The 13,847-nt window shown below is 68.8% G+C and carries 12 protein-coding genes; 3 read left to right on the top strand and 9 right to left on the bottom strand.

The window, feature by feature from the left end; translation table 11 throughout:
- Positions 1-112: 112 nt before the first annotated feature.
- A complete protein-coding gene (locus AC5RW2_RS16030) occupies positions 113-1,234 on the bottom strand; it encodes a DUF8611 domain-containing protein (protein WP_494074197.1) in 1,122 nt (373 codons plus the stop codon).
- A 322-nt stretch (positions 1,235-1,556) separates the two neighbouring features.
- Between AC5RW2_RS16030 and AC5RW2_RS16025 the strand changes: the two genes are divergently transcribed.
- Both AC5RW2_RS16025 and AC5RW2_RS16020 read left to right on the top strand, forming a co-directional pair.
- Positions 1,557-1,778: a hypothetical protein gene (locus AC5RW2_RS16025; RefSeq protein WP_494074196.1), complete on the top strand. Its 222-nt coding sequence runs from the start codon at positions 1,557-1,559 to the stop codon at positions 1,776-1,778.
- 833 nt (positions 1,779-2,611) lie between these two features.
- Complete coding sequence (locus AC5RW2_RS16020) at positions 2,612-4,429, top strand: ABC transporter ATP-binding protein (protein ID WP_494074195.1); 1,818 nt, start codon at positions 2,612-2,614, stop codon at positions 4,427-4,429.
- 52 nt (positions 4,430-4,481) lie between these two features.
- On the opposite strand, the gene AC5RW2_RS16015 is transcribed toward AC5RW2_RS16020, so the two are convergent.
- The 6 genes from AC5RW2_RS16015 to AC5RW2_RS15990 are packed head-to-tail and all read right to left on the bottom strand — an operon-like array spanning position 4,482 to position 10,062.
- On the bottom strand, positions 4,482-5,465 hold the full coding sequence (locus AC5RW2_RS16015; protein ID WP_494074194.1) for a glycosyltransferase: 984 nt from the start codon (positions 5,463-5,465) through the stop codon (positions 4,482-4,484).
- A 3-nt stretch (positions 5,466-5,468) separates the two neighbouring features.
- Positions 5,469-6,605: a glycosyltransferase family protein gene (locus tag AC5RW2_RS16010; RefSeq protein WP_494074193.1), complete on the bottom strand. Its 1,137-nt coding sequence runs from the start codon at positions 6,603-6,605 to the stop codon at positions 5,469-5,471.
- The gene (locus AC5RW2_RS16005) at positions 6,598-7,824 is read right to left on the bottom strand and encodes a glycosyltransferase (RefSeq protein ID WP_494074192.1); all 1,227 of its coding nucleotides are present in this window, start codon (positions 7,822-7,824) and stop codon (positions 6,598-6,600) included. The genes AC5RW2_RS16010 and AC5RW2_RS16005 overlap by 8 nt, the downstream gene beginning before the upstream one ends.
- Positions 7,821-8,204 carry a DUF2304 domain-containing protein gene (locus tag AC5RW2_RS16000; RefSeq protein ID WP_493979108.1) on the bottom strand — a complete coding sequence of 128 codons (384 nt, stop codon included), beginning with the start codon at positions 8,202-8,204 and terminating at the stop codon, positions 7,821-7,823. Before AC5RW2_RS16000 ends, AC5RW2_RS16005 begins: the two co-directional genes overlap by 4 nt.
- A gap of 4 nt (positions 8,205-8,208) precedes the next feature.
- Entirely contained in the window at positions 8,209-8,847 is a 639-nt protein-coding gene (locus AC5RW2_RS15995) for a glycosyltransferase family 2 protein (protein ID WP_494074206.1), read from the bottom strand.
- A 54-nt stretch (positions 8,848-8,901) separates the two neighbouring features.
- A complete protein-coding gene (locus AC5RW2_RS15990; RefSeq protein WP_494074191.1) occupies positions 8,902-10,062 on the bottom strand; it encodes a glycosyltransferase in 1,161 nt (386 codons plus the stop codon).
- 302 nt (positions 10,063-10,364) lie between these two features.
- On the opposite strand from AC5RW2_RS15990, the gene AC5RW2_RS15985 reads away from it, so the two are divergent.
- Positions 10,365-11,504, top strand: coding sequence for a glycosyltransferase (locus tag AC5RW2_RS15985; RefSeq protein ID WP_494000204.1), 1,140 nt, complete (start codon positions 10,365-10,367; stop codon positions 11,502-11,504).
- Positions 11,505-11,607: 103 nt separating this feature from the next.
- On the opposite strand, the gene AC5RW2_RS15980 is transcribed toward AC5RW2_RS15985, so the two are convergent.
- Both AC5RW2_RS15980 and AC5RW2_RS15975 read right to left on the bottom strand, forming a co-directional pair.
- Complete coding sequence (locus AC5RW2_RS15980; RefSeq protein WP_494074190.1) at positions 11,608-12,783, bottom strand: glycosyltransferase; 1,176 nt, start codon at positions 12,781-12,783, stop codon at positions 11,608-11,610.
- The gene (locus AC5RW2_RS15975; RefSeq protein WP_494074205.1) at positions 12,783-13,847 is read right to left on the bottom strand and encodes a Gfo/Idh/MocA family protein; all 1,065 of its coding nucleotides are present in this window, start codon (positions 13,845-13,847) and stop codon (positions 12,783-12,785) included. Before AC5RW2_RS15975 ends, AC5RW2_RS15980 begins: the two co-directional genes overlap by 1 nt.

Here is a 13,847-nt window from a genome sequence, read left to right as displayed (position 1 = left end):
GGGGCTGCGGCCGAAAAACTTCTAGACCCGTTCGCAACAAAAATCGCTGACTACATCCGATGGTCCATCAGGCGGGAAGCGGGTCACCCCCCCCCCCACCTTGCCACAAGCGTTATACAGATTGCCCTTGCGGTTGGACGCAGTCGGGTTGCGTGCACCGTGGGCGCGGTTTGGCTCTCCTAACCTTTCCATGAGACGCCCAGATCGCATCCATGTCCACAGACTTAGCAGCATCACGCATGAGCGTAAAAGCGTGGTCACTGTATCGGACATGCTTCTGCGTGCCGAAGGTGAATACATGCCTCAACTTTGGATTGCTGTCGATACCCAAGTGCTCGCGGAGGGCTGCAGAGCGAGGCATGGAAAGGCTTACCGAGGCAGCCAATTGGGCAGCCGAGCGATGATAAGTCTTCTGCAAATCAACGGTTCGAAATGCTGCAGCTTCGGCTTCCGCATCGGCAGCGACATAAGTGACAGGCAGACCGCCACGCTTCACAAATCGCACTTCGACCTGCAACCCTTCCCCGGCAACACTTGCGCCAACGGATGCGAGCTTCGGAAACACCTGATCGCGCTTCTTGCCAGCCCGAATCCCTTTCTCGACACGCCGTACATCAGAATCGCTGACCTTCGTGTCCGGCTCATTGTGCGCTTCCATAGCCAGCAAAGCCCTGATTCGGGCACGTGCTTCCGCTCCAGACCTTCGACCGGGTTTCAGCAGTTCAGCAACTTTGTCGTATTCCCTATCAACAAGAAAGTGAAAGTCTTGGGGAGGTTCAACCGAAATCGGCAGGACACGCAAGGGCAAATGATCGGCGAGTCTTTCTTTAAACACGCGATACAGAAGATCATCAAAAAGAGTTATAGACGCACGAACATGCAGGAACAACAGGCCCTCATCGACCTGGGTGTACCAGTGCTGTTCGTCATCCCTCATGGCATCGATTGCACGAAGGGTGCCAGCTTCTTCGTCCGTCAGCTTGATGGACGGAGCCTGTTGCGCTTGCCGTACCGCTGCTTCAAATCCGATGGACCGCCCTGTCACCTTGTCAAAAACTGCAACCTTGCCCTGATTCAACGCCGCCTTAATGAGCATCTCGAATGAGTGCTGCAGGTGGAGAAGTACAGTCGTCACGCGGCCGTCATCCTGAAGCCCGTTGAACGCGGCAATGGAAAGTCGGGCCGAGGCTATTGACTTCTTTTTCAGCGTGCGTGCGCTGCTCCTGAGCTTCATGGCTTAAGAATGCATGAAACCCGCGAGAGACCATAAACAGCCCTGCCGTTCCGGAATCCAGGTTCAATCCATGTGTCTTGAAAATGTACGTTGACGGCCGCTTGCGGATGAACTTGATGGGGACATCGAAGCGAAGGCGTCAACTGGCGGCGGGCGCCTGAGTTATTGGCTTGCTCTCTCTTGCCACGCTGGTGATGGCCTTGGTCTCCAACCCTGATGACGGAGCGGAGGTTGCACTCCGGATCGTCTGGGCAGTCCTCGCCATGGTCATGGGAGTATTTGGTGTTCTGACTTTGCTGCGGGGAACGCAAAGGGCCGGCCGATGGCGTTCGAACCGTTTCGGTCGCAGCTGATCATCACCGGCCTAGTCGCGGCGATCGCAGCGACGGCGGTTGCATGGCGGCTTCTGATTGTCTCCGGCGACCTGCTCTCCGCTGCATATTTTCCCTTGATAGCCGGCGTGCTGATCGGGCAGATGTATCGGCCGGAGGGCACGCGGACGGAATGGCTGGGAAGCGGGCGGCGCCGCTCCACCGAGACGTAGCGGGCCCATGTTGGTGAAGGACCACCCGCCAATCTCGGCAAACGGTGCAAGTACGAGGTCATGCGCCCAGAGGCACTATCCTTCTAGTCATCGGATTAATTTTGGCTGGCATGCCGTCCGCGTACGCCCTTGCCGCATGGCCCAAGCGGGACGGGGAAACACTAGGGCGGCAGCGAAAGGCAATGCTCGTTGTAGGCATTGTCGGAGCTTGCTGCCTAGCCGCGTTTGCCACCATCTTCCTGATGGCGCTGACTGATCTAAAGACACCAGCCTGAGTCTCAACTAACGATCGCCAGCTGAGACTCCAAACAAACGCAGTGGCAGCGAACCTGACGCCTTGAACTTATGAGGATTCGTCTGTCGCAACAATGTGTCTCATTCGCTAGTTCTCAGAAATGGACACTCAGAACCTGACAGTATTCCTGAGACAGCACAACGGTGCGATGCCGGTCGATGATCGCCGGGACTTCATACGATCAGCCAATCGTGGACTCCTGAAGGTCCGGTGTGATTGGCATCTTGGTCGGCTTGCCGTTGCGGCGCTTCGTCGTCCGGGCGCCGGGCACATTTCCGTGCTGGATGTCTCCGCCGAAACGGTCCTGCAGCAACTACGCCAAGAAGCGCTCCGATAACTACACAGCAGGAAGCGGGCAGTTGCCCCAGCCACTTGGACGCTCGATGAGCCACGCAGATGGGCTGCGGGCGCAACTGGAGACGCCAAAGCCTGCCGGAACAGGAGATTGACGCCGGACACCGGGCGGGCCGCACGTGGAGTGGCCATCCACTAGCCTCCGCGGGTGATAGGGGCGCGATGGAATAGGCTGAGGGGCAGTATGAAAAGCATCCTCGACGTCCTTGTGCCGCTGCTGCGCACCCTGCCCGACGGCAGCCGGCGTTTCCTCACCGGATACGGCGCGGCGTCGGCCGCACTGGCCCTGCTGGACGTCGTCGCCCTGGGGCTGATCGCCGCGCTCCTGCCGGCCCTCGTGGGCAGCTCCGACGCGGAGCTGCCCCTCGTAGGCAACGTCGCCGAAAACGGCCTTGCCCTGCCGCTGCTGGCGTTCATCTGCCTGCTGATCGTGCTCAAAGGAGTGCTGGCCGTCCTGCTGCTGCGCTTCGCCACCAAACGCTTCGCGCGGCACGAGGTGGCCATCGGCGACCGCCTCTTCGCCGCCTACCTCGCCTCCCCCTGGGAGAAGCGGCTCGGCCGCAATTCGGCCGAGATCGTCCGCTCCGTCGACGTGGGCGTGGGCATCACCGTCTCGGGTGTCCTGATGCCTGCGATGAGCCTGTTCGGCGAGCTGGGCACCCTGGTGGCCGTCGTCGTCGTGCTGTTCGTGGCCCAGCCGCTGATCGCGGTGGTGACCATGATCTACCTGGGCCTCGTGGCGCTGCTGCTGGCCAAGGTGATCTCCCCGCGCGCCGTGGCCATTGGCCGGGAGAACCGGGAATGGTCCAACCGCACCGCCAAGACCCTCTACGAGGCGCTGGGCGCGCTCAAGGAAATCACCCTGGCCGGCCGCGGGCCCGAGGTGCAGGAACAGGTGCACGGCACCAGGACGAAGTCCTCGATAGCGCGCGCCGGAGCCATCCAGATCTCGCAGATCCCGCGCTACGTGCTGGAGACCGCCCTGGTCCTGGGCTTCGCGCTGCTGGGCGGCGTGGGCTACCTGACCGGCGGACCGGCCGGGGCGGTCAGCGCCGTCGGCCTGTTCGCCGTCGCCGGGTTCCGGCTGATCCCCTCGCTGACGCGCATGCAGGCCGTGCAGTCCTCCGTGAATACCAGCGCGTCCTTCGCCCGGCAGATCGTCGAGGACATCCACGAGGGCGAGGCGGAAATGTCCCGGCTGCGCGACGAGCGCCCGCAGCACGAGCTGCCGGACGACGCCGCCGACATCGAGCTGCGGGACGTCGCTTTCAGCTACCCGGATACCGCGGCGCCGGCCCTGCACGACGTGAACATCCGGATTCCGGCCGGCAGCCACGTGGCCTTCGTCGGGGCGTCCGGCGCCGGCAAGTCTACGATGGTGGACCTGCTCCTGGGCCTGCTCGAACCGAGCCGCGGGCGCATCCTGGTGGGCGGCGAACCGATGGAGTTCGTGCTGGATTCCTGGCGGCGGCGCATTGGCTACGTCCCGCAGGAGGTCTCGCTCTTCGACGCCTCGATCGCGCAGAACGTCGCCCTCGCCTGGGACCAGTCCCGGGTGGACCGCGAGCGCGTGACCGTAGCCTTGCGGCGCGCGCAGCTGCTGGACACGGTGATGGGGCGCGACGGCGGCCTGGACGCCCTGGTCGGCGAGCGCGGCATGGCGCTCTCCGGCGGGCAGCGGCAGCGGCTCGGCATCGCCCGCGCCCTCTATGACAACCCCCGGGTGCTCGTCATGGACGAGGCCACCTCGGCGCTCGACACCGCCACCGAGGCGGCGGTGACGACGGCGATCCGGCGGCTGCACGGTGACGTCACCGTCATCACAGTGGCGCACCGCCTGGCGACGATCCGGGACGCCGACATCGTGTTCTTCATGCGCGGCGGAACCGTGGCGGCCGCCGGAACCTTCGACGAGGTGGTGGCCACCGTGCCGGACTTCGCCGAACAGGCCGCCCTCGCCGGCCTCGGCAAGACCGGGAAGCCGGTGGAAGAACACCGCTGAGCCGGCGCCCGCCGCCCGGCAGCTCCAGGCCCGCTGGCGGGAGCCGGCCGGTCTATCCGGCCGCGGCCTCGGCGTAGAGTCCTGCCAGCCGCTGCACCAGGCGAACCGGGTCGTGGTGTTCGCCGAGCCAGGCGCGGCCGCCCAGGGCCGCGGAGGTGCGGGACGGGTTCTCCAGCGCCGCCGCGGCCGCAGCCGCGAGCGCGTCGGCCGACTCCCCCTGGAGCACGGGAGGCGACCGGTAGTACCCCTCCCCCGGCTGCATCACCACGGGAACCCCGATGCCGATGGCCTGCAGCTCGCTCATGGCCAGGATGCCGGCACTCTGGCCGATCACCACGTGTGCCGTCGCGAGCCAGCGCAAGTACGCGGGCTTGGGCATCTTCGGCACCATCACGACGCCGAGTTCCGCCGCCCGGGAGGCGCCGTCGCCCCAATCCAGCCCCTGCAGCTCCACCTCTGCGCCGGCGGCAACCTGCAGGGCACGCACCAGCTCCAGCTGCCGCCGGCCGCCCTTGGAGTCGTCCCAGCGGGAGGCGAAAACGATCCGCGGCCGCTCGGCGGGCCGCCACTCGGGCAGTTCCTCCAGGTCAACCGGGTTCGGCAGGTACACGGCGTCGGGGCGGGCCGTTTCCGCGTGTTCGCGCAGGTCCGGGGTGGAGTACAGCACCTTCACCGCGTGGTCGGCGCCCCACTGCAGCGCGGGGCGGCGGACGGGATCGTAGTACTGGGTGCGGATGTCCGTGCCGTGGAAATGCAGCACGAAGGGCTTGACCGGTCGCGACCGCACCACGCCGATCCGCGACCCCGAGTGCACATGCAGGAGGTCCGACCGCAGGATCGCGGCCGCCCGCCGGGCCTGCCACGCGGCACCGGCGGCGAGCTTCCCCGCCCGCCCCGCGGCCGACGACGGCGCGCCCTCCGGCGGGATGACGTTGAAGTGCCGCCACGGACGCCCCGCCCGCCGGCCGTACTTGACCAGGGTGGCCCCGACGTCGGCGGCGTCGTAGATGTGCAGGACGCGCGGTTCTGCCGCCACCGCTCAGGCCTCCTGCCGAGCGAACAGACTGTCGACGGCCTGCTCCCAGCCCTTGATTTGGTGCTCGGAGGACAGCTCGCAGGCGGCTGCGTGCGCGTTGGCCTTCCACTCGTCCACCAACTGCGGCGTCAGGGTCTTGAGCACCTCCACCAGGGCCGCGGGCGTGAAGTCGGCGGTGACGGCGCCCAGCCCGTGCCGGCGCAGCAGCGTCTCCATGGCGGGCGAGGGCCCGATGATCAGCCCGGTGCGGGCCTGGACCGCCTCGAAGAACTTGTTCGGCAGGGCGTGGGCCAGGTTGAAGTTGGTGGGCGGGATGATGGAGATGGCGACGTCGTATTCGGCCACGGTATCCACCAGCTGGTCGTACGGGACCGGCTCGCGGAACCGCACCCGCGGCAGTTCCTCGCCGAGGGCCTTGAGCTCGGCCACGTAGGCCGGCTCGTTGGGCATCACGATCAGGTCCAGCTCCAGGTGCTCCGGCGCGCCGCGCATGGCCTCCATGATGTCTTCGATCTTGCGGTAGCGCTGTCCGGCGGAGCTGTAGATCATCCGGATCTTCGCGCCGGTGGGCCGCGGCTTCCGGTCCGCGTAGGGCGCGGCGTTGGTGACCACGCTGGCGGCGACGCCGAAGTCCTTGGTGTACTGCGCGGCGATGCCCTCCGCCACCGTGGTCACCGAGCGCACGGCCGGCAGGTAGGTGCGGCAGAGCCAGCGGACGTAGGGGGCGACCAGCGCCCGCCAGGCCGGCTTGTTGAAGTGCTCTTTCGGCGCGAACTCGTGCAGGTCGGCGTGGACGCCGTGGTCGGGGCGCAGGCTCAGCGCCAGCGGGACGGTGTTGGTGTCATTGGCCAGGACCGCGTCGAAGCGCTGGCCTCCCAGCAGCTTCCGGGCCTGCGCGACGGCGGCGATGTTCCAATAGACGTCCACGTAGCGGCGCAGGGCGAGCCGCCGGGGATCGCGCGGCCAGCTGGCCAGCGCGGTGTCCAGCTCGAAGTGCCCGGCGACGCCGTCCGGCGCGGGGCCGTAGCCGCAGGTGAAGACCCGGTACTTGTCCTTGAACAGGGTGATCTGCTTGAGCACCCGCGGGTCGCTGCGCAGCGGCGAGAGCGAGAGGACCAGCAGGGATCGGGCATCAGTCACGGGGCTGCCTAACGTCGGGGCTGGCGGATTCCGGGGTGGCGGAGGAGCCGCTGGCCTCGGCGGGGCGTCCCGCCGCGGCGGCCGGGCTTGCCTGCAGCCGGGCATCGCGCAGCCGGCAGGCGGCGGTGAACGCGAGCGAGTTCAGGTTGGTCCGCAGCGGGGCTTCGCGCCGGGCGTTGTCCGGCCAGCGCCGGGTGAAGGTGCGCCGCAGCGCGCCGGCGGCCTCCCGCCGTCGTATCTCCGCCGCAAGGTCCGCGGCGGAGGCCGCATCCCGCAGGGCCAGCAGCAGCCGTTCGTCCGGGGCGCCCAGCAGGCGCGGCGCCCCGGGCGCGGCGTTGATCAGGGAGCGGACGACGGCGGACATCGCCTCCCGGTCCTCGGCTCCCCAGGCGAAGCCCGCGCCTCGGCGCAGCGCCGCGCTGATGACGTGGCCGCGCAGCAGCTTTACCGCGATGGCCTCGCGCCGGGCGGCGGGCAGCGACTGGAACCAAAGCCCGGACACCAGCGACTCGACGTCCTGGAATTGGGCGCGCAGCGGCAGCACGGCGGCGGTGACGCGTTCGTCCGCGTCCTGTCCCACCAGGTACGCCGGGGCGTGGGCGGGGTAGGCGATCTTTTCGCCGGAGAACCACAGGCGCAGGCCGAATTCCAGGTCCTCCCCGGTGCGCAGCCCGTCGGTCAGCCGCAGGCCCAACCGGCCGACCGCCTCGCGCCGGATCAGTCCCAGGGGTGCCGTCCGGTAGGCCAGGCGGTCGCGGAGCGGATCCACCAGCGGGCCCCTGATCACCCGAGCGCGGGGCGTGAGGATGCGTGCGCCGCCGCGGTAGCGGAGGGGTGCGACGACGGCGACCGCGCCCGTGGCCTGCGCGGCGTCCAGCCAGGCGGACACCGAGCCGGGCTCCAGCGTGTCGTCGGATCCCATGATGCCGACAAATTCTGCCCGGGCTTGGCCCAGCCCGTGGTTGAACGGCCCGGCCGGGGACGGTATCCCGTCGGCCAGTTCCAGCACCCGGACGGTCTCCGGCAGGCCGGCCAGCTGCCCGCGCACGGGATTCGGGTCCATGTTGTGGCACACCACCGTGGCGCCGACGCGTCCGGGCGCTGCGGCCAGGACCGAGTCCACGGCGCGGCGGACGGGCCGGTCGGCGGTATGGACGGCGATCACGATCTCGGCTTCCGGACCGCGGCCGTGGCGGCGAAGGTTCTCCGGCACGCTCACGTCCCGCTTCCCGGGGGTGCCGCGTCGCTCGGTCCGGCCACGTCATCCGGCTTGGGCACCTCGTCCAGCGCGATGCGCCGGGCCAGCTTGGTGATCCGCTCCTCGAGTTGCCGGGTGCGCTGGAATGAGCTCGCCATGTAGATCAGGAAGCACACGATCAGCCCGTACAGCACCAGGTCGGTGCCGCGGCCGATGCCCAGCGCATTCGCCACGGCTGTGAGGATGCCCGGGAAGAACACGGACAGCGCGGCCAGGACCGCGAAGAGCATCAGCAGGATGCGGCGCACGGCCTGGTGCCGAGCGTTCTGGCCCCCGCGCATCAGCGCCAGCGCGCCGAGGGCGACGGCCAGGACCAGGACGATTTGGACGACTATGAGCATGGGTTCACCGGAAGAAGAGGTCAGCGAGGATGTTGATGCCGTTGAGCAGGGACTGCCCCTTGGACTTGGAATATTCCGTGTAGACGATGTGTACCGGTTGTTCCACGACCCGGGCATCGAGGGCGGCGAACTGGTGGACCAGTTCGGAGGCGTGCGCCATCCGGTTTTGGGTCAGGTGGATCTTCCGGGCCACGTCGGCGGAGATGGCACGCAGCCCGTTGTGGGCATCGGTCAGGCGGTAGCCGGTGGAAATCCGGGACTGGATGGCCGCCGTCTGCAGCACCAGGCGCTTGAGCGCCGAGACCTCGCCCCGCCCGTCGAGGAAACGGGAACCGAGCACCACGTCCGCTTCGCCGGCCCTGATCCGCGCCAGCATCGCCGCGGCATCCTGGACCCGGTGCTGGCCGTCCGCATCGAAGGTGATGACCGCGTCCAGCTGCGGATCCTGCACGGCATATTCGATTCCGGTCTGCAGCGCGGCGCCTTGGCCCAGGTTCACCGGGTGGGCAACGACGACGGCGCCGGCCCTGCGGGCCAGGGCGGCGGAATCGTCGGTGCTGCCATCGTCCACGCAGACCACGTGGGGAAAGGTTTCGAGCAGCTCCTGAATGACCGAGCCGACGACGGTGGCCTCGTTGTACATCGGCACGACGACCCAGCAGCGACTCACCCGCCTAGTATTCCACACAGGGAATGATCACGGCTGTTCCGGCGGCGGCGGGCCCTGCCGTCCGGCGGCCGGCGGCTGGGCTGCCACGTCGCGATAGTGGCCGTCCAGCTCCCGCACGCTGCCCGCCAGGCTCCGCTGGTCCACCACGAACTTGCGCGCGTCGCGGCGCATGGCCAGGTACTCCGCGCTGCCCAGCTGCAGCAGTTGCTGCAACCCGTCCTGCAACTGGTTGTACTCGGCTTCCGGTGCCAGCAGGCCGGTGACGCCGTCGTCCATCATTTCGGGAATACCCCCGCTGCGGTACGCCAGCACGGGAGTGCCGCACGCCTGGGCTTCCAGCAGCACCAGTCCGGCCGCCTCCCGGGCGCCGCCGGCTTCCTGGCTGGGTGCCACCAGGACATGTGCCCGCTGCAGCCAGGAGCGGATCGCGCTCCTGTCCTGGCGGCCCAGGTAGTCGATGTGCGGATGGCTGGCAGCCTGCTCGGCGACGGTGTCCCGCAAGGGCCCGTCCCCGATCACCACCAGCCGGTGCCGGGCCTTGCGCCAGACGGCCAGGGAGGCATCCAACAGATCCCGGATGCCCTTTTGCGTGTTCAGCCGGCCGACGAAGAGCACTACCGGCACTTCATCGGCCTCGTAGCGGACCGGCTCGAAATAGTCGGTATCGACGCCCTGGTAATGCACCCGGATTTTCGCGGTGTCCAGGTCCAGCTCCGCGGCACGGCCGGCCATGTAGTTGCTGACCACCAGGATGCGGGTACTGTGCGCCGCCGCGGCCAGGACGTTCCGGTGGTGCCACCGGGCCATCACCGTGTCCGCAGGATTCCCCAGCGAGACCATGTCGGAGCCGTGCATGGTGGTGATGAGCGGCGTCCCGGACACCATGGAGGCCTTGACGGCGGGCGTCGACCAGGTGGCGAAGTGCTGATGGATGATGTCCGGTTCAAACCGGCCCACTGCCACGGTCATGGCCGGCATGAAAGCGGGCATCATGAGCTCGCGGCGCCGGAAGCCCAGCCGCGGCACCGGAACGAAGTCCGTCACCGGGATCGTGACGGACGAATCCTCGATCTCGGCCACCAGCGTGAAGACACGGAAGTCGTGCCTGTCCTTCAACCGCTCGGCGTGCGCCGTGGCGAAGTACGTTGGCGGAATCCGCAACGTGCTCTTGGTGATCGCGATCTTCACGGGGCTCCCGGATCTTGGTGGGCTGCAGCCGGCTCGGTCCGGCTTATCGCCATCCTAGCCCGGCGTCCTGAACGCCACCCCGGGGCTGCGGGCCCCGCCCGGTCCCCTGCCGCGGCCCGGGGTCCGCAGGGCTGCCATGCGCCCGGCTGTCTTGGGCCGGAGGCCTGCAGCCCGGTCCCGCATCCTCCCCTCGCGCCGCGGTCCGGCGCGCCCGGTGCACCGTCGCGCCGCGGCGGACCGATTCCCGGACGGTAATCTTTCAGTGTCCGGCATTCGCCCGGCGTCAGCGACAAGGAGCAGTGGTGGCCCAGCAGATCCTGTGTATCTCGTTCTCGGATATCCAGGCCGATTCCCGGGTGCTGCGGCAAGTCAAGCTGTTGGCCGAAGCCGGTGAGGTCACCACGCTCAGCTACGGCAAGCGTCCCCCCGGAGCCACCCACCACCTCGAAATCGACGCGTCGCTGCCCTCGCTGCCGCAGACGCCGCTGGGTGTGCTGCTGTTGGCGCTGCGCCTGTATTCTGCGGTGGAGCTGGCTGCCCCCGCCATCAAGCAGGCCCGCGAACTGGTGGCGGGACGCCGCTTCGACCTGGTCGTGGCGAATGAGGCGCGCGCCCTGCCCCTGGCCCACGCCGTGGCGCAGGGGGCCCCGGTGTGGGGAGACATGCACGAGTGGGCGCCGGAGGAACGCTCCCATGTACTGCCCTGGCGGCTGCTGGTCGCACCGTATATGCACAGGCTCTGCGCCAAGTACCTGCCGATCAGCGCCGCGGTCACCGCCGTTAACGGATCGATCGCCCGGATGTATGCGGATCAGTTCGGCTGCACGGTGGAAGTGGTCCGCAACGCGGGGCCGTTCCGATATCTGGACCCGTCGGCCCCCGTGCCGGGGAAGATCCGGCTGGTCCACAGCGGCGCCGCGGTACCCGGACGCAACCTGGAAGGCACCATCAACGCCGTAAAGCTGCTCGATGACCGCTTCACCCTGGATCTGTACCTGGTCAAGGCGCGCGACGGCGGGCGCTACTGGCAGCAGCTCAAGGACCTGGCCGACGGCGACGAACGCATCACCTTCCACGACGCGGTGCCGCCGGAAGATCTGCCCGCCACGCTCAATGCCTACGACGTCGGGGTCTTTTCCCTTCCGCCGCAGACGATGAACCACCGGTTCATGTTGCCGAACAAGTTCTTCGATTTCGTCCAGGCGCGCCTGGCGCTGGTATTCAGCCCGTCCCCGGAGACCGCGGCCCTGATGAAGGCCTACGACCTGGGCGTGGTGACCGAGGACTTCAGCACCGAGTCGCTGGCCCGGGCGCTGGCGTCGCTGACCACGGAACAGGTGGACAAGTACAAGGCCAACGCGCACGGAGCCGCCGCGGCGCTCAGCTCGGCCGAGGACGAGGCCGTCACCAGGGGCATCCTCGCGGCCCTGCTGACGCCCTGACCGAGGCCGTCGCCGGAGCTATCCTGTCGGCGCTGTCGGAGCCTGGCCGCGCCACCGCCGGAGGCATTGCCGCGGCCCTGCCGACGCCCTGCCGGAGCCGGCGTCAGCGCGGCCGGAAGCCTTTCGCGGCACCCGCGACGGCTTCGGCGGCGCGGGCCCCCACGCTGCGCAGCGAGTAGTTCCGCTCGACCCAGTCCGACAGCCGGCGGCGCTCGGCGTCGTCCGGGGTCCGTTCCAGCGCCGCGGCCAGGGCTTCGGCCACCTGGCCGGCGTCCCAGTCCACGCTCTGGCCCAGCCCGTGGTCGGCCACCAGCTGCCGCAGCGGGCCGACGCCGGCGTAGACCACGGGCGTGCCGCAGCTCAGCGAGACGAAGGCCTTGGTGGCGAAGGCGAAGTCATAGCCGCGGGCCGGCCGCACGGAGGCCAGCCCCGCGGTAGCGGAGCGCAGCGCGCCGGCGATCGTGCCGCCGTCGGCCGTTCCCATGAAGCGGATGCGCTCACCCGCCGGTGCCGCCCGCCGGCGCAGCTCCTCCAACTCCACGCCGCCGCCGTACATCAGCAGCCGCGCGTGAGGGTACCGGTCCATGATCTTGAGGAATGCGTCCACGAACACGCCGGCGCCCTGAATTTCGGACATGGTGCCCGCGTAGACGAAGGTGGGGCCGGGATGCGCATCACGGGGCCCGTGCAGGCTGAAGGTGCCGGTGTCGATGCCGGTGCCCACCTCGGCCACCCTGGCGCGTCCGGAGGTCAGCCGCGCCAGCGCTTGGGTCACGCCGGTCGAAATGCTCAGGACGCCGGCTGCGCCGGTCACCACCCAGCGTTCCACTGCCCGCAGCACCTTGACCACCTGCGGGTGCACTCCGATTCCGGCCGCCGCATCGGAGCTGACGTCGGCGGAAAAGTACACGTAGGGACGGCGCCGCAGCGCGGCCGCGGCCCGGACCACCACGCCGGTGGTCGGCGGCGGCTCGACGAGCAGCACGTCGAAGGGTTTCTGCGCCAGCAGGCGGAAGAACAGCGGGATGTCGAAGCTGGCGTACTGCAGATAGCCCCGCACGGCGCCGCTGGCGTCCCGCAGCACGGGCCAGCGGAGGATCCGGGCGTCGTCGCCGCTGGTCCCCGTCGCGGCACGGAGTCCCTTGGGGGGCCGGGTGGTGAGCACGGTGACCTGGTGGCCGGCCTCGGTCAGGGCCCGCACGGTCGCGGCCAGCCGGTAGGCGGCGGCGCCGACCTCCGGCGCGTAGATCCGGGTGGCCAGCACGATCCGCAGGCCCATCAGGCGTGCAGCCCGATGGTGCGGGATTCCTTCGCGCTGGCGATCATGGCTTCGGCCACGCGCAGCGTGTTCAGCCCTTCCCGCATGGTGACGATGCTGGCCGCCGGGCGGCCGGGGCGGGCACCGCCGTCGTGCCGGGCAGCCGGGGAACCGGGCGGCAGGCCGCGGGTGGCGAGCACGGCGTCGCGGAAGGCCTCGTGCTCGACCTTCAGCGGTTCCCGCTTAGGGATGGCCAGGCGGGTGATGTTGCCTTCGGAGACGCCGCGGAAGTTGGCCACGGACTCCCACTCGGTGTTGATGGTGCCGTTTTCGTGGAAGGTCAGGTCGGCGGTCAGCGTGTCGGCCACGAAGGCGCCGCGTTCTCCGGTGACCACGGTGACGCGTTCCTTCGTCGGCGACAGCCAGTTCACCAGATGGCTGGTGATCACGCCGTTGTCCAGCAGGCCGGTGGCGGCCACCATGTCCTCGTGCTCTCGGCCGGTGCGGATGGTGGTGTTGGCGCTGACGGATGCGTAGCCCGCCTGTGCCAGCCAGGCGGTGAGGTCGATGTCGTGCGTGCCGAGGTCTTTGATCACGCCGACGTCGGCGATCCGCGCCGGGAAGGGGCCCTGCCGGCGGGTGGCGATCTGGAAGATGCGGCCGAGTTCTCCGGCTTCCAGCCGGGCGCGCAGCGACTGCAGCGCCGGGTTGTACCGTTCGATGTGGCCGACGGCGCCGACCAGCCCGCGCGATTCGAACGCGGCGGCCAGTTTCTCGCCGCCGGCGACCGTGTCCGCGATCGGCTTTTCCACCATGGTGTGGATGCCGGCCTCGGCCAGGGCCATTCCGACTTCCACATGCAGACCGGTGGGCACCGCGCACATGGCGATGTCGATCCCGGCCGCGATCAGTTCCTCGACGCCGCCGAAGACGGGCAGGCCGGGCGCCGCGCCGTGCGGGTCGCCGTACGCGTCGGCCACGGCCACCAGTTCCACGCCCTCGGTTTCGCGGAGCACCCGGGCGTGGTGGCGGCCCATCATGCCCAGGCCGATCAGCCCGGCGCGCAGCACGGTCTTACCCGCCAT

The organism is Arthrobacter sp. B0316-1-20 (genome assembly GCF_059091865.1).
This window is presented reverse-complemented; position numbering and strand designations above follow the sequence as displayed.